Raw genomic sequence first — 20,346 nt, forward strand, 5'->3', positions numbered from 1 at the left:
GCCTCGGGCGCCAGAGGCGCCCTACTGCCCGCCGCCGGTCAGCCAGACGTCCTCGAAGCGCACGCTCGAGTTCGGCAGCACGGTGAAGCCGTGCACGTCGCCGGTCGTGGCCTTCAGGTTGGCGGGGAAAAACAGCGGAATGTAGGGCGCGTCGTCGGCGAGGATCTGCTGGATCTCGCGGTACACGGCCTCCCGCTCGTCGCCGGCGGGCATCGTGCGGCCCTCGTGCATCAGCTCGGTGACCCGGTCGTCCGTGTAGTGCGTCCAGTACGACTTGCTGAAGCCCTCGGGATCGGCCTGGAAGGTGATGAAGCCGTTGGGGTCCGGGGCGTCCGACTGGCCGCTGTTGATCATGAAGTCGTAGTCGTAGGCGAAGAAGCGCTCGCGGAAGACCGCGATGTCGAGCTGCTCGATCTCGACGTCGATGCCGATCTGCGCCAGTGACTCCTGCACGATCTGCGCGATCTGGGCGCGCTGCGAGTTGCCGCTCGCGATGAGCAGCGTCGTCTCGAACCCGTCGGGATAGGCCGACTGGGCGAGCTCGGCCTTCGCGGCGTCGACGTCGAAGTCGAGCGCCTCGACCGTGTCGTTCGCCGAGTAGGTGATGGTGGGCGGCAGCAGCGCGTTCGCGACCTCGGCGGTGCCGAAGGTGGTCGCCGAGGTGATGCCCTCGCGGTCGAGCGCGTGCGCGATGGCGCGGCGCACATGGGGATCGGCGAACTGCTCGCGCTGTGTGTTGAAGAAGATCTGCTCAGTCGACCAGCCGTCGGTCTGCGAGAGCACCGTGTCGGCTGCCGCGTCGACCTCGGCGGCGTTCGCGGCCGGGACGGTGTCGATCGCGTCGATCTGGCCGGCGGCCAGCTGCTGCCGCAGCTGCGTGTCGTCGGCGATGAACTTGTAGACGAGCCCGTCGAGGTAGGGCTTGCCCTCCTGCCAGTAGTGCTCGTTCTTCACAAACGAGATGTCGCCGTTGGGATCCCACTCGTCGACCGCGAAGGGGCCGGTGCCGACCGGATTCTGGAAGAACTCCTCCTCGGTCGCGCCGCCGAAGTCGGCGGGGAGGATGCCGTTCGAGAAGCCCGACAGCTCCGACAGGAACGGCGTGTACGGCGTCTCGAGCGTGATCGTCACCTCGCGCTCGCCGGTGGCCTCGATGCTCGCGATGGGCGCGGTCAGCGGCAGCGGGCCGCCCACCTCGAGGTGGCGGTTCAGCGAGAACACGACGTCGTCGGGGGTGACGTCGTCGCCGTTCGAGAAGGCGAGGCCCTCGCGCAGCGTGAAGGTGTAGACGAGGCCGTCGTCGCTCTCGTCGTACTCGGCCAGCCAGGGGCCGATCTCGCCGTGCTCGTCGAACGCGACGAGCGGCTCGAAGATCTTGTCGATCGCGAAGGCGTTGTTCGCGGTGATCTGCTGGTTGAGATCGAGGTCGTTCACCGAGGCGACCCGGCCGAAGGTGAGGGTGCCGCCTGTGACCGGGGTGGCGGAGTCGCCCTCGCCCTGCGGGCTCGCGCCTCCGGCGCAGGCGCTGAGCAGCAGGGCCGCGGCGGCGAGCGAGGCGGTCGCGAGCGCGAGGCGTCGGCGCGTCTCGGTGTGGGGCTGTCTGGGCACGGGGGCTCCTCGGGGTGCGATTCGGGATCGGGCGCTGGCGCGCCGCATCGTGGTCTATCTCAATACGCTAACCGAGCGCTTATCAATGGACCACTTCTGCGCGACGTCGCAGAACCACCCTCGCCCCGAGCCTCCCCGCCCTCGCGCGCTTCCAATCACGACGGGGTGACTCTCGACCGTGTGTCTCCCCGGCACGGGGCCGGAAGGGACCCGATTCCGACGGGGCGAAGGCATCGACAGCGCACACTGAGGAGCAGCCCTCCGAGCCGGGCGGTTGCGGCGGGGCGGGAGCCGTGCGGGAGCCGGGCGGGCGATCAGACCGCGCTGGGCGCAGCGGGGCCGATCAGCCGCGCGCGCAGCGCAGCGGGGTCGATCGCACTGCCGCCGAGCAGCACCGCGGCGATGGACTCGGGATCGCTCAGCGCGCCGGGCTGCGAGGGGTCTCGGCGCAGGATCACACCGTCGGCGACGGCGCCCTCGACGATCCGCCCGGCGAGCGCAGCGGGATCCGGCGCACCAGTGCGCTCCCGAACCGCAGCGGGATCCGGCGGCGCGACCCGCGCGAGCAGTTGCGCACCCGAGCGCGTGGCCGCCAGCAGCGCCTCCCCCGGCGTGAGCCCCGCACCGACGAGCGCGTCGAACTCGCGGGCGTTGGCGCCGTGCTGCTGCGGGGTGCCGTAGTCGGTGCCGAGCGCGACCCGCAGCCCCGCATCGCGGGCGCGCAGCACGGCGCGCGGGTGCGCGCCGACCGCCTCGTCGACCCGCGCCCGGAGCGCCGCGGGCAGCGAGCCGGCATCGATCATGCGCTGCACGAGCCTGTAGATGCGCAGCGTCGGCACGAGCGTCATGTCGCGCTCCGCGGCCCGCGCGGCCTGCTGGTCGCTGAGGAAGATCCCGTGCTCGATGCTCAGCGCCCCGGCCTCGATCGCGTCGTCGATCGCCCGGCCGCCCCACGCGTGCACCATCACGCCGGCGCCCGCTCGCTCGGCCCGCACCGCGGCATCGCGCACCTCGGTCGCGGTGAACACGGGATCGAGCCCCGCGCCGGGCGGCGATCCGATGCCCGCCGTGCCGTAGAGCTTCACCCAGCGCGCGCCCGCCTCGAGCACGGCTTCGACGGCGCGGTCGAGGCCGCCCGCTTCGTCTGCGGCCCGCCGGTCGATGATGCGGACCGAGAGTTGGGTCCGGGGCCGCGCGGAAGGCGGGATCGTGCGCAGCGCGTCGGCCGCGAGACCTCCGGCGTCGCGCGCGCTCGTGAACCCCGCCGCGAGCGTCAGAGCGAGGGCCCGCTCCGTGGCGGCGAGCGTCTGCGCCTCGCTCAGACGAGCGCGGTCGTCGGCGTCGAAGGCGTGCCACGCGGCGTGCAGGTGGGCGTCGACGAGGCCCGGGATCAGCCAGAGCTCGTCGGCGCCCCAGCTCGTCGGGGCGAGATCGGTCTCGCGCTCGCGTCCCCCGAGCGAGAAGACGCCGGCGCCCCACGAGACGCGGCACGGCGCGGTGAAGCCGCCGCGCTCATCGAGGATCCGGATCCCGCGCACCGCGTCGCCGCCGCTCGCGGATGGCACCGTCCCACTGCTCACGCTCACTCCATCCCGTTGCCATCGCACCACACCCGCAGCACGCTCGCGCCGCTCACGAACGGCGCTCGCACGGGCTGCGCCGCCGATCCGAGACGGCGAATCGCCACCGCCCGCGATCGCAGCAGCAATCTAGCACTCCCGATTCGGGGGAGGCTCGGCTGCCGCGCAGCAGCGTTCACGCGAAGCCGCGCAGCAGCGCAGCCGCGCAGCCGCGTTCCCGCGTGGACCCTGGGCGCCCGCGGCCGAGCGCGCGTGCGGGGTCGAATAGAATGGTGCGGTGACCAGCACCTCCGACGTTCAGCCCACCCCCGCCGCCGCAACCCTGCAGCTCGTGCGCGGACTCTTCCACCTCGTCGCCGTCGCATCGGTGACCGTGTGGGGCTTCGTCGCCTGGCCGCTGCCGCTGCCGGGTCTACTCACCGGCTTTGGGTTCCTCGCGCTCTCGGTGCTGCTGTGGGCGCTGTTCCTCTCGCCGCGCCCCGTGCTGCGCACCGACCGCTTCGCGCAGGCCCTCTTCGAGCTGCTGCTGCTCGCGGCCGCCGTCGCGGCGCTGCTCGCGCTGGGCGTCTTCTGGGTCGCACCGGCGATCTACGGCGTGGCCGGCGCGGTGGTGGGCTACCTCGCCTCGAACCGCCGCGGCTAGACGCGGCGCCCTCGCGCGACAACCTTGGCAGCGGCAGGGGCTATGCGATAGGTTACGAACTGGCTGCAGCCGCACAGCAGCCCGCTCTATCGATGCTGTTGGGAGTCGCCGAACGTGGCAGATCATGGTCCGCACCAGGAGGGTGCCGCTGCCGCTTCAGACGAGCAGCGCTCGCTGGGGATCCGACTGCGCAAACTGCGAAAGAGCAAGCAGCGGTCGCTCAAGAGCATCGCCGCGGATGCCCAGGTCTCCGAGAGTTTCCTCTCCCAGGTCGAACGCGGTCTCACGAGCCCGTCGATCGCGTCGCTCCGCCGCATCTGCCTGGCGCTCGGAGAGAACATGGGGGCGCTCTTCGCAGAGGAGTTCGATTCGAGCGAAGCCGACGACCGGCTCGTGCGAGTCGCAGACCGTCGCAGGATATTCAGACCCGACGGCAGCGCCGACTACCTCCTCACGCCGCCGCTCGCCCGACATCTGGAGATCCACCACAACGTCGTCGCGCCGGGTCGGACCTCGGGCCCCGAGCCCTACACCCACGAGGGCGAAGAGGAGTGCGTCCACGTGCTGGAGGGCTCGCTCCAGTTTCAGTGGAACGGCACGACCTACGACCTGCACTCGGGCGACGCGATCCTCATCGATCCGAAGGTCGGGCACTCCTTCGCCAACATCACCGACCGCAGCGCCGTAGTGATGTGGATCATCTCCCCCGCCCGAAGCGACATCTGATCCATCACCGGCGCATGGTGCCGGTGACATCGACCTCGATGAGTGTCGGTTCGTTCTTCGCGAGCGCCCACTCGAGCGCCTCGCGGAAGCCGATCTCGTTCATGCCGTCGGCGACGACGGATCGTGCTTCGATGCGGAACCCGCGGGCGAGCGACACGAAATCAGGAGCGGTGAAACTGACCCCCACGGGCGCGATGCCAGCACTGTCCATGCCGTCACGGATCTCCTGGTATCCGCCATTCGTGAACACGATGGTGACGACGGGCAGGCCGAGCTCCGCAGCGGTCGCGAGTTCCTGCACGCTGAAGAGCATCCCGCCCTCACCGGTGATCGCCACGACCCGATCCACCTCTCCGGTGAGAACGGCCCCGATCGCCGCGGGGATCGCGTACCCGAGCGTGCCGTAGCCCGCGGGGTAGAGGAAGCGGTTGGGCCTCTGAGCCTTCCAATAAGTCGCCGTACCGAAGTAGGTCACCTGCGACGAGTCGCCCGCGATCGCGACGTCGAGGGGATCGGTGAGGTCCTGCACATGCTCGTGAAATCTTCGGTAGCCATCCCCATAGGCGGCGAGGTCGGCGGCGACAGCCTCCAGGTCCGCGGCATCCCACGCATTCGAAGCGGATCCCGCACCCCGCCGTTCCGCTACCGCAGCGGCAAGTCTCGGCATGACGAGTTCCGAGCGTCCGAGCAGCGGAAACGGGGCCCGGGCGTTCGCGTGCATCATCTGCGCGTCGACATCCACCCGGATCATCGTCTCGCCCAGCGCGGGGCAGGGCCCCCAGAACTCGGAGCTCCCGAGATCGGACCCGACGACGAGCACCGCGTCGGATCGCTCGAGCATCTGCTTCGCCGCGTTCACGCGAAGCGACACCCCGAGCGACAGCGGGTGCGTCTCGTCGAGCACCCCCTTCGCGTTCGCGGTCGTCACCACGGGCGCCCCCAGCGCTTCCGCGATCTGGCGCACCGAGCCCGCTGCTTCAGGATTGGCGCCGCCTCGCCCCGCGACGATCACGGGGCGTTCGGCTTCGACGAGCCGCTGCGCTGCTCGATTGATCTCCGCCTGGGCGGGCCAGCCGCTCCCCGTGTCGAACGCCGGAAGCTCGCCGGAGATCAGTTCCTCCTCCGCGGTGAAACGATCGAAGGGCACCTCGAGGTAGGCCGGCAGGGGGCGCTCTGTCTGCCAGGATCGCGCGACTTCGTCGATGAACGAGACGGCTGCGGCTCCACTCTGCGCCCGGCGGCTGCGCACGAGCCGGCTCATGAGCCCCAGCTGCGACGGCAGATCGTGCAGCCAGCCCGCTCTTCCGTCCGCGCCGCCCTCCGGGATCCCGGGGGCGATCGCCAGCACCGGCACCGACGCTGCGAGCGACGTGGCGAGGGCGGTGATGAGGTTCGTGATTCCGGGTCCCGTCGTCGTGACCACCACAGCGGGTCTGCTGCTGACCCGGGAGTAGGCGTCGGCCGCGTAACCGAGCCCCTGCTCGTGATGGGCGGATATCACCTCGATGCCGGCCGTGCCGAGCGAGCGGAAGAGCTCGAGGTTGTGCGTACCGGGGATGCCGAACACGTGTTCCACGCCGTACTGCGTGAGCCGGCGGGCGATCGCATCGGCAAGGGTGACGGTGTCGACCGGGGATTCGCTACGGAGCATCGAGTATCGTCCTCACTGGGCCGGAATCGGTGTCGGGGTGCCGACGGCGAACGAGCCGTGCAGCACGTCGCCACCGACCACGGTGGCAAGGGTCGCGACCTGGTCGAACTTCTCGGGGTCGATCGCGAACGGATCTCGATCGATGATCGCCAGGTCGGCGAGGAGCCCCGGTGCGATGCGGCCCTTCCGCGTCTCCTGCTTGGTCGCGTAGGCGGCGTCGACCGTGAATGCGCGCAGCGCCGTCTCCACGTCCACGGTCTCTGCGGGATTGACCTCGACCCCGTTCTTGTTCTGCAGCTGCAGCATGCACCGCATGGTGAACCACGGATTCGTGGTGAACGGCTGAGCTCCGGCGGTATCGGAATTGCCCGGGATGCGACCCTGAATCCGCTCGAGCGTCCGCAGCGCGTACTTCGCGGCCCCGGACGGCTGTCGTCGGGCCGGATCGTCGGGCTCGGCGAATACGAATCCCGGGTTCGGCACTGCGAGTCCCCCCGCCGCGACAAGACGCTCGAGGTTGACGGTGCCGAAGCTCTCGTTGAAGAAGTGCTCGATGCGCAGACGATGGTCGAGATCCGGGAACACCTGGTGCACTCGCTCCACCGCGGATACCGCGATCTCCTGCGCGAGGTCGCCTATCGCGTGCGTGCACACCTGCATGCCGGCCCGCACCGCGGTGACGAGCTCGTCGACGAGAGTCGGGTAGAGCCGCGTGAGCAGCCCCCACCCGTCGGCCGGCCCGGAGAGATCGTCGGTGCGGAAGGCGCCGTCACGGCCGCCGTCCATGAAGATCTTGATGCCCTGCACCCAGTAGCGGTCGTCGCCCAGCTGCCCGCCGAGCACCTGCATCACGCGCTGCGAGGTCTCGACGAGCGGCTGGTGACCCGGCTTCGCGGTGAGCAGCACGCCGAGGCGCGGGATCTCGCGCTCATTCGCAAGCTCCTGCATGGCGCGCAAACCGTCCGCGGTGCAGCCGATCTCGTGCACTGTGGTGACGCCGTTCTTCAAGAACAGCTCACGCAGCGACTCGCGGATCGCCGGGGCGAGGCGATCTCGCGAGTACGCGGGGATCGCGAGCAGATCCCACGCCTCCTCGAGCACACCGTTGAGGCGCCCCTCGGCATCGCGTTGAATGCGCACGCCCGGCCCGACGGCGGTGCCCGCATCGATTCCGCTCGCGTCGAGCGCGGCCTGATTGACCACATACTTGTGCATCGTCCATCGCACCGCGGCCGGGCGATCCGGGAACGCGGCGTCCAACTGCTCCTTGCTCGGCAGGTTCTGGCCGAAGGTGCCCTGGCCGATCACCCAGTCCTCGGCGGAGAGGCCCGCCGAGCGTTCCACGAGGCGTGCCACGATCGCGGCGGGAGCGGTGAGGTCCCGCACGTCGATCCAGAAGTGCCGTGAGAGCGCGATCATCTCGACGTGCGTGTGCGCGTCGATGAAGCCGGGGAGCACCGAGGCTCCCCCGAGATCGTGTTCGGGCGCATCCGCCGCAGCCGCACGCACCTCGGCGAGGCTGCCCACCGCGAGGATCTCCCCGGCTGAGACGGCGATCGCCTCGGCACGGGGACGCTCCTCGTCCATGGTGATGACGCGGCAGTTCCGCAGGATGTACGCATCGGTGCCGGCGGTCATGGCCGCGGATCCCCGATGGCGTGGTTGCCGAGTTCGCGCGGCTCGACGCGGCCGCCGCGCCAGTAGAACTCCCACGGCTTGCTGAGCGTCTTCGAGTGGGAGATCGCCGAGAAGAGCTTCGAGCGGAGCGGCGTGAGGGGTCGCGGCCACTTGTAGTTGAGGATGTCATAGGCGGTGGTCAGCCCCTGCACCATGTTGATGCGCGGGCGCGTCGACATCTCCCAGTCGTGCAGCGCGTCGCGCACATCGTCTTCGGCGGCCAGGCACTCTGCCAGCTCCCATGCGGCGCAGATCGCCACGCCGGCGCCTTGACCGAAGTTCGGCGGTTGCGCGTGCGCCGCGTCGCCGATGATGGCGACGTTGCCTTTCACCCACCTGTCGCAGTAGACGACCTCGTGGCGGTGATGGACCGACATCTCGGGGGTGACCGCGTCGAAGTACTGGGCGAGGTGCGGGAAGTGCCGCTTCCAGTACGCCTTGTCCAGGGGTACGCGGGTGGCGCGGCGATCCTTCTCGGGACCGATGATGAACATGTAGGTGTACTCGTCGGAACAGGGGGCGATGCCCACCCGCAGCTGGCCCGACCAGTGCTCGGTGCTGTAGGCGCCCTCGTTGGGGTGCTTGGGAACGAGCACGCGAGTGGCGCCGTCACCGAGACCCACCTTGAGGCGTGCGAGCTGCAGCGAGTCGCGCACGCGCGAGTGGAGGCCGTCGGCGCCGATCACGAGGTCGGCCTCGACGCGTTCGCCGTCGGCGAAGAGCAGCGCACCCTTGGGATCCGCTCCCACCACGCGGCGCCCGGTATGCACCTTGGCGCCCAGCTCGAGGGCCTTATCGCGCAGCGCGTTGTGCAGTTCGGAGCGGAGCGCGACGACGAGGCGCTCGCCGCTCACGTCGCGGCTGGTGACGATCGCCCGATCCTGATCGACGATGCGGGCGGCGTCGATGCGCACGCCTACCTGCTGGATGCGCTCGCTGAGCTCGAGCTCGTCGAGCACGTCGAATATGTTCTCCTTGATGTAGATGCCCGCACCGATCTCGCGCAGGTTGTCTCCCTGCTCGTAGACATCGACGTCGAAGCCGAACTTCGCGAACGAGGCGGCGGCTGCAAGCCCTGCGATGCCGCCGCCCGCGACGGCGATGTGTTTCGTCATTGTCTTCTCTCTCCTCTGAATGGTCTTCTGAACCCCGGCGAATCCGGGGTGTCGTGGTGGCTCGAACCGGGAAACCGGTCTCCTCAGTCGGCCATGACGGTGATGTCGGCCACCGCCAGGTGCACAGGCACCGTCTCACCGAGACTCACGCTGCTGCCGCTCCCCAGCGCGCGCCGCACGACGACTCCTCCGGTACCGGGAATCGCCAACTCGAGTTGCTCGTTCTCGCCGAGCAGGTTGACCTCCTCGACCGTGCCCTGCAACTGGAAACCGGGGGTGCCCTTCGGAAGCTCCCCGATCCTCGTCAATGCCGGACGCGCGGCCAGCTTCACCTCTCCGCTCAGGGCCGACTCCACCTGCGCGGCCTGCGAGAAGGCCCGGAGCACGCCGCCCGAGAGTTCGCCCTCGAAGATGTTCGAGTCCGAGAAGAACTTGGCGACGAAGGAGTTGGGCGGATTCCTGAACAGCTGCATCGGGGTGTCGAGGCCGGCGAAGTTCCCCTGGCTCATGATCGCGACCCGGTCGGAGAGCACGAGCGCCTCCTCCTGATCGTGGGTCACGTAGATCACAGTCGTGCCGATCTGGCGGTGCACGCGCTTGATCTCGGTTTCCATCTGCAGCCGCAGACTGCGGTCGAGCGCGCCGAGCGGCTCGTCCATGAGCAGGATCTCGGGTTCGTACGCGAGCGCTCTGGCAAGGGCGACGCGCTGCTGCTGCCCGCCCGAGAGCTGCGCAGGCTTGCGATCGCGCAGATGCTCGAGGCCCACGATCTCGAGCATCTCGGCCACACGGCGATCACGCTTGGGGCCGCGCACCTTGCGCACGTTCAATCCGTAAGCGACGTTGTCGGCGACGGTCATGTGCGGGAAGAGCGCGTAGTTCTGGAACACCATGCCGAGCTGGCGCTCCGATGGCGTGAGGCTCCGCAGATCGGTGTCTCCGATGCGCATCTCGCCGCTCGTCACGTTCTCGAAACCGGCGATGATCCGCAGCAGCGTTGTCTTGCCCGAGCCGGAAGGGCCGAGCAGGGTGAGGAACTCACCGTCGCTGACGTCGAGGTCCAGTGCTTTCAGCACCTCGGTATCACCGAAGTTCTTGACCAGCCTGCGGATGTGCAGCTTCACGTCCACCGCCTGGTCAGCGATCGTTCCGCGCGCAGCAGTCATTTCTTTCCCTTTCGAAGCGTGGTGGCGAGCAGCATCAGCGCGGTCGTCACGAACATGAGCAGAGTGGCGATCGCGGTGATCGCGGGGTCGACGGCGTACTGCACCGAATCGAAGATGTACTTGGGCAGCGTCACGAGCCCGACTCCGCCGAGGAAGGTGATGAGCACCGCTTCATCGAAGCTGGTGATGAACCCCATCAGGAAGCCGGCGAGCAGCGAGGGCATCAGCAACCGGAGCGTGATCGTGAGCCAGGCCTTGAGCCGGGAGGCGCCCATCGTCATCGCGGCGAGCTCGAGATCCGGTGCGATCTGTTCGAGTGACGTCGAGAGCACGATCACCACGAGCGGCAGCGCATATACCGAGTGGGCGAGGATCACGCCGACCTTCTCTCCGAGCAGCCCGAGCTGCGCGAACACGCCGTACAGGCCGACGGCGTAGGCGGCGACCGGAATCACGAGGGGCGCGATCGCGGAGCCCTCGAACAGGCCCTTGCCCGGGAGCGTACTGCGCTTGAGTGCGAAGACGAGCGGTAGCGCGACGAGCAGTGCGAGCGCACCGGCCCAGAGGCCGATCTCGATCGAGAGCATCGTCGGCCGGCCCCAGGTGCCTGAGGTGAAGACCTCGACGTACCGTTCGAACCCCCACCGCTTCGGCGGGAACGAGATCCTCGCGTCGTTGGCGAACGACATCACGACGATCGCGAGCGCCGGGGCGAGCAGGAACACCAGGCCGATGAGCGCGACGACCCTGCCGAGCCACCTGCTGATCTGGTCGATGACGCGCGGAGCGCGACGCAGGCTGTGACGTGTGGTTGCAGCGCTCATCCTCCGAGTCCTCCCTTCAGCGCTCGGGCGCCGACCGCGCGCAGCGTCACGAGCAGCACGACGAGCGCGGTCACGAGCAGCACGACGGACGACGCGGCGGCTCGCGGGTAGTTGAAGAAGCTGAAGATGTCGTCGCCGATCACCGAGGCCATGAACGGCACCTGCGCGCCGCCCAGCAGCACCGGGGTGATGTAGAAGCCGATGCTGATCGCGAACACGATGGCTGCGGCGGCGGCGAGACCCGGCATCACATTGGGCAGCCAGATCTTCAGCATCGCGCCGGTGCGCGAAGAACCGAGGATCCTCGATGAATTGAGGAGCTCCCGATTGAAGCCGGAGATCGTGGGATACATCGCGAGCACCGCGTAGGGCAGCATCGTGTAGGTCATGCCGAGCACCACGGCGAAAGGCGTGTAGAGCAGCGACAGCGGTTGATCTATCACGCCGATCGAGATCAGGAGCGAGTTGATCACGCCGTTCTTGGCCAGCAGTACCGCCCAGGCGTAGGTCTTGACGATCACCCCCATCCAGAACGGCAGCAGAATCGCAGCCCACACGAGGCCCTTCACCCACGCGCGCTGCGGAGTGGCGAGGATCCAGGCGAGCGTACCGCCGATCACCAGGCATAGCGCCGTCACGATGACCGACATCACCAGGGTGTTGACCATCGAGTTGCGGATCGCACCGGAGAGGAACACCGCGGCGAAGTTGGAGAATCCCCCCTCGCCCTGGGTGAAGGCGTCGACGGTCAGTTTCACCAGGGGGTACACCACGAAGAGGAGAACGAGGATGACGAGCGGAATCACCATCAGGATCGCCGTCGGTCTCGGCAGGCTCGCCGACCACGGTCTCCTCTTCCGACCTCCGCTCACGGTGGCCAGAAGCTGAGTGCTGCTGGGGTTGGACATACTCGTTCTCCTCTCCTTCGCGCGCCCGGATCAGCCGCGGAGGAACTCCTGCCAGCGGTCGTTCACTTCCTGGTAGTTCTCGACGTACCAGTTGAAGTTCATGCCGCCCAGCAACTCGCGGTTGGCCGGGAAGTCGGCGAGCGTCTCGGCGACCTCGGGCTCGATGTAGTCGAACGAATCGGGGTTCGGCACCGAGTAGCCGAGCGCCTGCCCCCAATTCGCAGCGGCCTCGGGGTGCGTTGCGATCCACTCGACGAACTCCCACGCGGCCTCCGAGTCCTCAGAGCCCTCGACGACGTTCCAGAAGCCGGGGTTGTAGAGCCCGCCCTCCCAGTTGATCTCGAGGTTCTCCATGTCCTCCGCCACGGCGTACGAGCGACCGCTGTAGCCGAAGCCCATGTCGACCTCGTTGGTCGAGAGCACCTGCATGAACTGGTCGCCGCTGTTCCACCAGGTGCCGCCGGCGGCTTTGAATTCCTCCAGCTTCGCGAACGCGCGCTCCATATCGATCTCGTGAGTGGCGAGATCGGCCACATCCACGCCGGAGGCGACCTCAGCGAGGCTCAGATTCACCAGCGGCGAGGTTGAGATGCTGGTGCGGGATCCCGGGAACTGCTCGGTATCGAACATCTCCGTGGTGTTCTGCGGGCAGACCTGCGCGGCAGCCGCGTTGCAGGCGGTGATGTATCCGAGGATCGACCAGGTGATGCCGAAGTCGGTGACGGCGTCCTCCGGCAGCACCTCGGAGATGCGTTCCCTCACGTCGTCCGGCATCTTCTCGATGAGACCCTTGTCGTACGCGATGTACGCGTCGGGCGCCGAAGTCGAGTCGAGCAGATCCCACTCGATGTTGTTCGCCTGCTGCTGCGCTTCCAGGCTGGCGACGTACTTGCCCGGAGCATCGACGATCTGCACATCGTAGCCGGTCTCCTCCACGAACGGGTCCACGAGGAACTCCTGCGTGGCAGAGGTGAAGGGGTCGCCCCAGCTCGCGATGACGAGTGACGGATTCTCTCCGTTATCGGCTCCGCCGTCGGAGGTTCCGCCCCCGCTGGAGCAGGACACGAGACCGAGGGATGCGGCCAGGCCGAGTGCGACCACTCCGCCGAGCCCCAGCCGACGTTGAATCTTCTTTGATTTCATTACGCTTCACGCCTTTCTTGATCTTTTTGCTACGGGAGGGGTGAAAGTTCTTGCCGACGAGTTCCGTCGTCGGTGTCGAGCGATGCGGGCCCGTGCGCCCCCGGAGGGCTCACGACCCAGAGCACCCGAGCGCTCTCCCCGCCCGCGTTGACCACGCGGTGCGGAGTCTCCGAGTGGAACGAGAGCGAGTCCCCGGAGTCGAGGAGGTGACGGTCCTCGCCCAGTTCGACGCCGACGCAGCCGCTGAGCACCACGATCATCTCTTCGTGGTGCCCGTGCGCGTACTGCCCGTGACCGGTGGAGCCGCCGGCCTCGAACACGACCTCGAGCATTTCGAAACGGCTGAGGCCGCGCGAGCCGACGATGGATTTGATCGCCCGGTCGCCGAAGGGGAGGAGCGGTCGTTCGGCCGCGCGCACGACCGCGGAGTAGCCGTCGTTGCCGACGGCGCCGAAGACATCGTGGATGTTCATGCCGAGCGCGTCGGTGATGAGCCGGAGCGAACTGATGCTGGCCTGGGTGCGACCGCGCTCGAACTGGCTGAGGAAGCTCTGCGAGAGACCGGTGGCGGCGGACATCTGCTGCAACGTCATCGCGGCGCCGCGACGCATGCGCCGGAGCACCGGCCCGATGTCTTCATTGCTCACGTGCATTGCCTCACTGCAGAAACTCGATCTCACGAACACCACGAGACTACATGACTGGTTAAGTTTTATACAGTGACGATTCAGTTATATCTCAAGAAAGATGGCGCATCCGCGAAATCATACGGATCACACGGCAGCCCTCACACAGAATCGCCGGGCGCATTGCAGATATACTGAATAATTATTCAGTCTCACTATCGCGCCGGTCCTCCCTCGCACAAGCGGCGGCGACCGGACCGCAGCGCACCCGACTCGCCGCGCTCCCGCTCCAGGCGGGGACAGCCGGATCGGGAGGTCGAGACGGCTCCGTCGGGCGGAGAACCTGTCGACTCCGATCCGGCGGGACCCGCGATCCCGGATCTTGCGTTGCGGGGCGAGAGCATCCGCGAGATCCAGCGCCTGCTCGGTCAGCCGCGATCCCGATGCCGCCGATGGCGCGGTGACCGGCGCGGCCGAGGAATACCGCCCGATCGTTCTCGGTTGAGAGGCGCATGCCCCACACCACGCCCGCGCCGCGCTCCGCTCCGACCCCGCTGCGGGCGGTCGCCGGAGCCGACGCGCACCAGCTCATCCTCGGCCTCGACACCTTCGGCGATGTCACCCGCACCGCCGACGGCGCGCCCGTGCACCACGCGCAGGTGATCCGCGACGTGGTCGAGCAGGCCGCGCTCGCCGAACGCTCCGGGGTCGACGCGATCACCCTCGGCGAGCATCACCGGGACGACTTCGCGCTGAGCAGCCCCGAGATCGCGCTCGCCGCCATCGCCGGCCGCACCGAGCGCATCCTGCTCGGCACCGGGGTGACGGTGCTGTCGAGCGACGACCCGGTGCGGGTGTACGAGCGGTTCGCGACGCTCGACGCCGTGAGCAGCGGCCGGGCCGAGGTGATCCTGGGCCGCGGCTCCTTCACGGAGTCGTTCCCGCTCTTCGGCTTCCGACTCGAGGACCACGACGCGCTCTTCAGCGAGAAGCTCGACCTCTTCTCCCGGCTGCGCGGCGAGGGCGCGGTGACCTGGTCGGGCAGCCACCGCAGCCGGCTCGTGGAGCAGGAGGTCTTCCCGAAGACCGAGCAGCCCGACGGGGTGCGCGCGTGGATCGGCGTCGGCGGAAGCCCGCACTCCGTGCTGCGCACGGTGCAGGTGGGCATCCCCATGATGCTCGCGATCATCGGCGGGGATCCCTCGCGCTTCCTGCCGTTCGCGAATCTCTACCGGCAGGCCCAGGACGAGCTGGGCCGGGATGCGATGCCGCTCGGCGTGCACTCCCCCGGCCACATCGCCGAGACCGATGCCGAGGCCCGCGATCAGCTGTGGCCGCACTTCGAGGCGAATCGCAACCGCATCGGCGCCGAGCGGGGCTGGCCGCGCACGACGCGGGCGGAATTCGAGCGCGAGGCCGATGAGGGGTCGCTGTACGTCGGTTCGCCCGAGACCGTGGCGCAGCGCATCGCGCGCACGGTGCGACTGCTCGCCGCCGACCGATTCGACCTCAAGTACGCCAACGGCACCATGCCGCACGAGCTGCTGTGCGCGAGCATCGAACTCTACGGGCGCAAGGTGATCCCGCGGGTGCGGCAGCTGCTCGCGGACTGAGCCGCGGGGCGTGATCTGCTCGCGGACCGCGGTGCAGGGTCTGCTCGCGGACCGCGGTGCAGGGTCTGCTCTCGGGCCGCGGGGCGGGACCGTCGCGGCGCCGCCCCGATCTCTCGCGCGACCCGGCGCCCGCCCCGCCCCACCCAGCCACGCACACGCACCGATCGACGTTCGAGCACCCCGTTTCGCGAGAAACAGGTGCTCGAACGTCGATCGGTGCCGAACCGCGGACGGCCCGCGCTCAGCGTCTACGCGACAAGCGTGCGCCACGCCCCGGTCTCGGCATCGGTGGGCATGCCGTCGAGGATGCGGATCGTGCGCGCGTCGGGGTCGGTGATGATCGTGGCGAGCGTCGCCCACCGCTCGCCGTACGTCTTCGACATGTCGGCGCGGCAGGTGAGGGGCGGCTCCCCCTCGCCGCTCAGCAGCACCCGCACCAGCTCGTCGGCAGCGGCCGGCGCGCCCTCGGCGAGCCGCTCGCGCACGAGCGCGAGCCGCTCCGAGGAGTCGGGCTCGTAGATCTCCGACTTCTGCTCGGCGAGCGGCGTGCCGTGCTGGAAGTGGTTGGTGCGCTGCACGGATCCGTCCACCTCCTCGATGGGGAAGACTCCGGCGGGGCTCATCTCGACCGAGACGGCGCGCTGCGCGTCGAGCATGGTGAACGCCGACGACGACGCGACGGGCGCCTCTCGGATCAGCTCGATCGCCTCGTCGACGGAGCGGCACTCCGAGAGCACCACGCTCGAGAGCAGATGCATGGGCACCCCGTCTGGGCCGTCGCCGCGATGGCCGAGGATGTTGAAGTGCAGGGCGAGGCCGGCCTCGTTGACGCCGATCTTCGAGAGGATGCCCTGCTCGGTGAGCCCGGCGTAGCGCAGCCCGGGGCCGGTGACGGTGTGCGTGTGCCAGAAGGGGTCGAGCTCGATGTGCCAGTCCCAGGTCTGCACACCGACGCGGTGCCCCCCGATCTGCGCGGTGAGCGTCGAGCACTCGCTCGAGCCGCGGCCGCCGAGGGCGATGATCTCGGTGCGGGCGTTGAGCGCGACCACCTGCGCGAGCTCGATCCCGGCGCCCTCGGCGACGCCGGCGAGCTGCTCGACCAGCTGCGGGCGCCAGCCTTCGAGCGCCGCGATGACGCGCTCGACGCCCTCCCGCTCGTGCGCCTCGCTCACGCCGAGCACCCGGAACAGCTCGGCGTACTTCGCGTAGGCGGCCGGCAGCGTGGCCCGCAGCGCGGTGCCGCGGCTGAGCCCCAGCTCGCGCGGGGTGGCGCCCGAGACGTCGAGGTGGAGGCGTTCGGGTGTGGTCGTCATGGGGGTTCCTTCTGAGTGGGTGCGGAGTCGGGTGCTGCGGGTGCCGGCGAACCGGGATCGGGGCGTTCGAGCGCCCGGGGCCGGCGGCGGGGCCGGTCACCGTGCCGGCGGCGAGACCGGGTGCGGCCCCGCCGCCGCGGGGGGGGCGCTCAGCCCTCGCCGGCGAGCAGCGCCTCGCGCAGGCCGCGCCGGGGGCGCCAGCCCGGCCGGGGCGCCGAGGCGATGAGGAGACGCGTGTACGGCTGCTCGGGCGCGTCGAGCACGGCGCTCACGGTGCCGCGCTCGATGATGCGGCCCTTCCGCATCACCACCACGTCGTCGGCGATGTCGCGCACCACCGAGAGGTCGTGGGTGATGAAGAGGTACGAGAGGCCGTGCTCGGCGCGCAGCCTCTTGAGCAGGTCGAGCACCTGGGCCTGCACCGACACGTCGAGGGCCGAGACGGCCTCGTCGAGCACGATGATCTGGGGCTCGGCCGCGAGGGCGCGGGCGATGGCGACGCGCTGCTTCTGGCCGCCGGAGAGCGCGGCCGGTTTCGCGTCGGCGTGCCGCTCGGTGAGCCCGACCTCGGTGAAGAGTTCGAGCACGCGCGCCCGGCGCCCGGCCTTGTCGAGGTCGGGGCGGTGCGCGCGCAGCATCTCGTCGATCGTGGCCGACACTGGCAGGGATCGGTTGAGCGAGCCCTGCGGATCCTGGAACACCATCTGCACGAGCTTCGCCCGCTCGCGCAGCGCCCGCCGCGCCGTGGTCGGCTTCACGTCGGTACCGGCGATGCGCACGGTGCCCGAGTCGGCCGACTCGAGCCCGACGATGACGCGTGCGAGCGTCGACTTGCCAGACCCCGACTCCCCGACGACCGCGAGGCAGGTGCCCGCGCGCAGCTCGCAGGAGACGTCGTCGAGCGCGGCGACGCTGGCCCTGCGGCCGAGATGGAACGTGCGCTTGAGGTGCTCGACCTCGATGATCGGCTGCTCGCTCATGCGCCTGCCTCCTCGTCGTTCGCGTCCCCGGAGCCCGGGCGGCCCGCAGCGCCCGCGGCGTGCGCGCCCTCCTCCTGCGCGGGGTGCCCCGCGGGGTAGAGCATGGGCCGGGCGGCCATGAGCGCCCGGGTGTACTCGGTCTCGGGGTGATCCCGGATCTGCTCGGGTGTGCCGATCTCGAGGATCTCGCCGTCCTTCATCACGGCCAGCCGATCGCACACCGCGGCGGCGAGGTCGAGGTCGTGGGTGACGAAGATCATCGAGAGGCCGTGCTCGCGCCGCATCTCGTCGAGGATCGCGACGACCTCGGCCTGGGTGGTGACGTCGAGCGCGGTGGTCGGCTCGTCGGCGAGCAGCAGCTTCGGGCTGCCCGAGATCGCGCCCGCGATCACCACGCGCTGCAGCATGCCGCCGGAGAGCTGGTGCGGGTAGGAGCGCAGCACGCGTTCGGTGTCGGTGATGCCGACCTGGTGCAGCAGTTCCGCGGCCTTCGCCTCGGCGTCGGCCCGGCTCATGGTGCGGGCGTCGCTCATGCCCTCGACGAGGAAGCGGCTGACCGGCAGCACGGGGTTGAGCGCGCCGTGCGGGTTCTGGGCGATGAGCGCGAGATCGTTCGCGCGGATCCGCCGCAGCTGCTCGCCGCTCGAGGCGAGCAGATCGGTGCCGTCGAGCTCGATCCGGCCGTCGACGCGCGCGCCGGAGGGTTCGATGCCGAGGATGCACTTCAGCGTCATCGACTTGCCCGATCCCGACTCGCCGACGAGGCCGAGGGCCTCGCCCTGCGCGAGCGCGAACGAGTTGCCGTGCAGGATCTCGGTCTCGGCCCCGGTCTCGGGGTCGGACACCGTGAGCACGAGGTTCTCGATGTTCAGCATCAGCGGGTCCTCCCTGCCGCCCGGCGACCGCCGAGCTGTTCGCCGACGTAGCCGAATGCGGCCACGGTGATCACGATGGCGAGACCCGCGAAGATGCTCTGCTCCCAGTAGCCCTGCTGCAGCGATGCCTGGCCGTTCGAGACCATGAGTCCCCAGTCGGCCGTCGGCGGCTGCACGCCGAGCCCGAGGAACGACAGCGCCGCCAGCTCGATCATCGCGTAGCCGAAGTTGATCGTCATACCGGTGAGGATCTGGGTGCGCACGTTCGGCAGGATGTGCCGCGCCGTGATGATGAAGCCCGAGATGCCCTGCAGCTGCGCGGAGGAGACGTAGGGCAGGTTGCGCTCCCGCAGGGCGACCGAGCGGATGACGCGCGCCGAGTAGGGCGTGAAGCCGATCGCCAGCGCGATCGAGGCGGTGAGCAGCGAGGGGCCGAAGATGGCGACCGCGAGGATCGCGAGCAGCATGTTGGGGAACGCGAAGAGGATGTCGAGGATCCGGCTGATGAACGCGTCGACCCGGCCGCCGAACCAGACGGCGGTGAGCGCGAGCACCGTGGCCAGCACGGCGGTGATCACGATCACGAGCAGCGGCCCGATGAGGCTCGTGCGGGCGCCCCAGATGATGCGCGAGAGGATGTCGCGCCCCGACTGGTCGGTGCCCATGAGGTGCGCGAGGCTCCAGGCCTCGTGGCGCGCGGTGACGCTGCCCTCGTACGGGTCGTAGGGGGCGATGACGGGTGCGAGCGCCGCCATCAGCACGACGACCAGGATCACGCCGAGGCAGACGATGCCGATGGGGCCGAGCCGCTTCGCGACGACGCGCCAGCCCGTGACCGGCACGTCGCCCCGTTGCTTGCGCAGCAGCTGCACCGCGACGGTGTCCTGCGACGTGGTGTTGGTGGACGGTTTGCGCGTGAACTTCTGCTGCGTCATCGTGCCGCTCCCTTGCTCAGCCGGACCCGGGGGTCGATCACCGCGTAGAGCAGGTCGACGATGAGGTTGATGAGGCCGAAGGCCAGCACCATGATGAGCGCGATCGCCTGCACCACCGCGAAGTCCTTCTTCTGCACCGAGTTGACGAGCAGCGAGCCGATGCCGTCGAGGGTGAAGGCGTACTCGATGACGAAGGCGCTCGCGAGCAGGCCCGCGATCTGGGTGCCGAGCACCGTCGAGACGGGCAGCATGGAGTTGCGGATCGTATGTCGCCAGAGTACGAACTGCTTCGGCACGCCCCGGGCGATGGCCATGATGACGTGCTCGGATCCCTGCTCCTCTCGCACGGCGGTGCGCGTGATGCGCGCCACGACGGAGATGCCGGGGAAGGCGAGCGCGAGCGCGGGGAGGGTGAGGTGCCAGAGCCTGTCGGCGAAGCCCTCGCCGGACCCCGACACCGGGAACCAGCCGAGGTTCGAACCGAAGATCGCCATCAGGATGAGCGCGGCGAAGAAGGTGGGAACCGCGAAGCCGAGGTTCGAGCCGAAGACCACGAGCTTCTCGAAGACGCCCGAGCGGGTGGCGGCGAGCACCCCGAGGCCCACTCCGAAGACGATGATGAGGATCGCGGCGAAGGCCGCGAGGAACAGCGTGGTCGGCTGGCGCGACATGACGAGGGTCGACACGTCCTGCTGGGTGAGCAGGGAGCGGCCGAGGTCGCCCTGCACCACCTCGACGAGCCAGTGCCAGTAGCGCAGCAGGAAGGGATCGTCCAGACCGTACTGGGCGCGGATCGTGGCGAGCACCTCGGGGCTCACCGTGCGGCCCTGCACCAGGAACTGCTCCGGGCTGCCCGGAGCGAGGTACATGCCGGCGAACACGATGAAGCTGGACACGACGAGCACCGCGATGAGCGCTCCGATCCGTTTCAGCACGTAGATCATGGACGATCCCTTCCTGCCG

General features: G+C 69.2%; 18 protein-coding genes. 3 read left to right on the top strand and 15 right to left on the bottom strand.

The window, feature by feature from the left end; genetic code table 11:
- Positions 1 to 21 precede the first annotated feature (21 nt).
- Both Leucomu_RS12045 and Leucomu_RS12050 read right to left on the bottom strand, forming a co-directional pair.
- Positions 22 to 1,608 (bottom strand): ABC transporter substrate-binding protein, encoded by a 1,587-nt coding sequence (locus Leucomu_RS12045; RefSeq protein ID WP_017883641.1) that lies wholly within the window; start codon positions 1,606 to 1,608, stop codon positions 22 to 24.
- 314 nt (positions 1,609 to 1,922) lie between these two features.
- On the bottom strand, positions 1,923 to 3,188 hold the full coding sequence (locus Leucomu_RS12050) for an amidohydrolase family protein (protein WP_228407095.1): 1,266 nt from the start codon (positions 3,186 to 3,188) through the stop codon (positions 1,923 to 1,925).
- Between the two features lie 277 nt (positions 3,189 to 3,465).
- On the opposite strand from Leucomu_RS12050, the gene Leucomu_RS12055 reads away from it, so the two are divergent.
- Together Leucomu_RS12055 and Leucomu_RS12060 are read left to right on the top strand one after the other, a co-directional pair.
- A complete protein-coding gene (locus tag Leucomu_RS12055; protein WP_017883644.1) occupies positions 3,466 to 3,831 on the top strand; it encodes a DUF2568 domain-containing protein in 366 nt (121 codons plus the stop codon).
- A gap of 114 nt (positions 3,832 to 3,945) precedes the next feature.
- Positions 3,946 to 4,557, top strand: coding sequence for a cupin domain-containing protein (locus tag Leucomu_RS12060; protein WP_017883645.1), 612 nt, complete (start codon positions 3,946 to 3,948; stop codon positions 4,555 to 4,557).
- 4 nt (positions 4,558 to 4,561) lie between these two features.
- Here the strand turns inward: Leucomu_RS12060 and Leucomu_RS12065 are convergent, their stop codons facing one another.
- From Leucomu_RS12065 to Leucomu_RS12100, 8 genes are all read right to left on the bottom strand, one after another.
- On the bottom strand, positions 4,562 to 6,208 hold the full coding sequence (locus Leucomu_RS12065) for a thiamine pyrophosphate-binding protein (RefSeq protein ID WP_128387371.1): 1,647 nt from the start codon (positions 6,206 to 6,208) through the stop codon (positions 4,562 to 4,564).
- Between the two features lie 12 nt (positions 6,209 to 6,220).
- Positions 6,221 to 7,846 carry an amidohydrolase gene (locus Leucomu_RS12070; RefSeq protein WP_128387372.1) on the bottom strand — a complete coding sequence of 542 codons (1,626 nt, stop codon included), beginning with the start codon at positions 7,844 to 7,846 and terminating at the stop codon, positions 6,221 to 6,223.
- Entirely contained in the window at positions 7,843 to 9,000 is a 1,158-nt protein-coding gene (locus Leucomu_RS12075; RefSeq protein WP_128387373.1) for an FAD-dependent oxidoreductase, read from the bottom strand. The genes Leucomu_RS12070 and Leucomu_RS12075 overlap by 4 nt, the downstream gene beginning before the upstream one ends.
- An 83-nt stretch (positions 9,001 to 9,083) precedes the next feature.
- Positions 9,084 to 10,166 carry an ABC transporter ATP-binding protein gene (locus Leucomu_RS12080; RefSeq protein ID WP_128387374.1) on the bottom strand — a complete coding sequence of 361 codons (1,083 nt, stop codon included), beginning with the start codon at positions 10,164 to 10,166 and terminating at the stop codon, positions 9,084 to 9,086.
- Positions 10,163 to 10,990 (bottom strand): ABC transporter permease, encoded by an 828-nt coding sequence (locus Leucomu_RS12085; RefSeq protein WP_128387375.1) that lies wholly within the window; start codon positions 10,988 to 10,990, stop codon positions 10,163 to 10,165. Before Leucomu_RS12085 ends, Leucomu_RS12080 begins: the two co-directional genes overlap by 4 nt.
- On the bottom strand, positions 10,987 to 11,799 hold the full coding sequence (locus Leucomu_RS12090; RefSeq protein WP_128387376.1) for an ABC transporter permease: 813 nt from the start codon (positions 11,797 to 11,799) through the stop codon (positions 10,987 to 10,989). The genes Leucomu_RS12085 and Leucomu_RS12090 overlap by 4 nt, the downstream gene beginning before the upstream one ends.
- Before the next feature lie 129 nt (positions 11,800 to 11,928).
- Complete coding sequence (locus tag Leucomu_RS12095) at positions 11,929 to 13,041, bottom strand: extracellular solute-binding protein (RefSeq protein ID WP_128387377.1); 1,113 nt, start codon at positions 13,039 to 13,041, stop codon at positions 11,929 to 11,931.
- Between the two features lie 29 nt (positions 13,042 to 13,070).
- Entirely contained in the window at positions 13,071 to 13,688 is a 618-nt protein-coding gene (locus Leucomu_RS12100) for a helix-turn-helix domain-containing protein (RefSeq protein WP_164884554.1), read from the bottom strand.
- A gap of 491 nt (positions 13,689 to 14,179) precedes the next feature.
- Here Leucomu_RS12100 and Leucomu_RS12105 point away from each other — a divergent pair, with 491 nt between their 5' ends.
- Positions 14,180 to 15,280: an Atu2307/SP_0267 family LLM class monooxygenase gene (locus Leucomu_RS12105; RefSeq protein ID WP_128387379.1), complete on the top strand. Its 1,101-nt coding sequence runs from the start codon at positions 14,180 to 14,182 to the stop codon at positions 15,278 to 15,280.
- 248 nt (positions 15,281 to 15,528) lie between these two features.
- Here Leucomu_RS12105 and Leucomu_RS12110 read toward each other — a convergent pair whose 3' ends face one another.
- From Leucomu_RS12110 to Leucomu_RS12130, 5 genes are all read right to left on the bottom strand, one after another.
- Positions 15,529 to 16,593 carry a C45 family autoproteolytic acyltransferase/hydolase gene (locus tag Leucomu_RS12110; RefSeq protein WP_017883655.1) on the bottom strand — a complete coding sequence of 355 codons (1,065 nt, stop codon included), beginning with the start codon at positions 16,591 to 16,593 and terminating at the stop codon, positions 15,529 to 15,531.
- Between the two features lie 149 nt (positions 16,594 to 16,742).
- Positions 16,743 to 17,573 (bottom strand): ABC transporter ATP-binding protein, encoded by an 831-nt coding sequence (locus Leucomu_RS12115; protein WP_017883656.1) that lies wholly within the window; start codon positions 17,571 to 17,573, stop codon positions 16,743 to 16,745.
- A complete protein-coding gene (locus tag Leucomu_RS12120) occupies positions 17,570 to 18,448 on the bottom strand; it encodes an ABC transporter ATP-binding protein (protein WP_017883657.1) in 879 nt (292 codons plus the stop codon). The genes Leucomu_RS12115 and Leucomu_RS12120 overlap by 4 nt, the downstream gene beginning before the upstream one ends.
- Positions 18,448 to 19,383, bottom strand: a complete 936-nt coding sequence (locus Leucomu_RS12125) for an ABC transporter permease (RefSeq protein ID WP_017883658.1) — start codon at positions 19,381 to 19,383, stop codon at positions 18,448 to 18,450. Before Leucomu_RS12125 ends, Leucomu_RS12120 begins: the two co-directional genes overlap by 1 nt.
- Entirely contained in the window at positions 19,380 to 20,327 is a 948-nt protein-coding gene (locus tag Leucomu_RS12130; RefSeq protein WP_128387380.1) for an ABC transporter permease, read from the bottom strand. The genes Leucomu_RS12125 and Leucomu_RS12130 overlap by 4 nt, the downstream gene beginning before the upstream one ends.
- Between the last annotated feature and the right edge of the window lie 19 nt (positions 20,328 to 20,346).

It is taken from the genome of Leucobacter muris (assembly GCF_004028235.1).
In the GTDB taxonomy this organism is placed as follows: Bacteria; Actinomycetota; Actinomycetes; order Actinomycetales; family Microbacteriaceae; genus Leucobacter; species Leucobacter muris.

Coding starts and splice junctions, on each gene's coding strand:
- Leucomu_RS12065 (WP_128387371.1), bottom strand. CDS start 6,208: ATGCTCCGTAGCGAATCCCCGGTCGACACCGTCACCCTTGCCGATGCG.
- Leucomu_RS12070 (WP_128387372.1), bottom strand. CDS start 7,846: ATGACCGCCGGCACCGATGCGTACATCCTGCGGAACTGCCGCGTCATC.
- Leucomu_RS12075 (WP_128387373.1), bottom strand. CDS start 9,000: ATGACGAAACACATCGCCGTCGCGGGCGGCGGCATCGCAGGGCTTGCA.
- Leucomu_RS12080 (WP_128387374.1), bottom strand. CDS start 10,166: ATGACTGCTGCGCGCGGAACGATCGCTGACCAGGCGGTGGACGTGAAG.
- Leucomu_RS12085 (WP_128387375.1), bottom strand. CDS start 10,990: ATGAGCGCTGCAACCACACGTCACAGCCTGCGTCGCGCTCCGCGCGTC.
- Leucomu_RS12090 (WP_128387376.1), bottom strand. CDS start 11,799: ATGGTGATTCCGCTCGTCATCCTCGTTCTCCTCTTCGTGGTGTACCCC.
- Leucomu_RS12095 (WP_128387377.1), bottom strand. CDS start 13,041: ATGAAATCAAAGAAGATTCAACGTCGGCTGGGGCTCGGCGGAGTGGTC.
- Leucomu_RS12105 (WP_128387379.1), top strand. CDS start 14,180: ATGCCCCACACCACGCCCGCGCCGCGCTCCGCTCCGACCCCGCTGCGG.
- Leucomu_RS12110 (WP_017883655.1), bottom strand. CDS start 16,593: ATGACGACCACACCCGAACGCCTCCACCTCGACGTCTCGGGCGCCACC.
- Leucomu_RS12115 (WP_017883656.1), bottom strand. CDS start 17,573: ATGAGCGAGCAGCCGATCATCGAGGTCGAGCACCTCAAGCGCACGTTC.
- Leucomu_RS12120 (WP_017883657.1), bottom strand. CDS start 18,448: ATGCTGAACATCGAGAACCTCGTGCTCACGGTGTCCGACCCCGAGACC.
- Leucomu_RS12125 (WP_017883658.1), bottom strand. CDS start 19,383: ATGACGCAGCAGAAGTTCACGCGCAAACCGTCCACCAACACCACGTCG.
- Leucomu_RS12130 (WP_128387380.1), bottom strand. CDS start 20,327: ATGATCTACGTGCTGAAACGGATCGGAGCGCTCATCGCGGTGCTCGTC.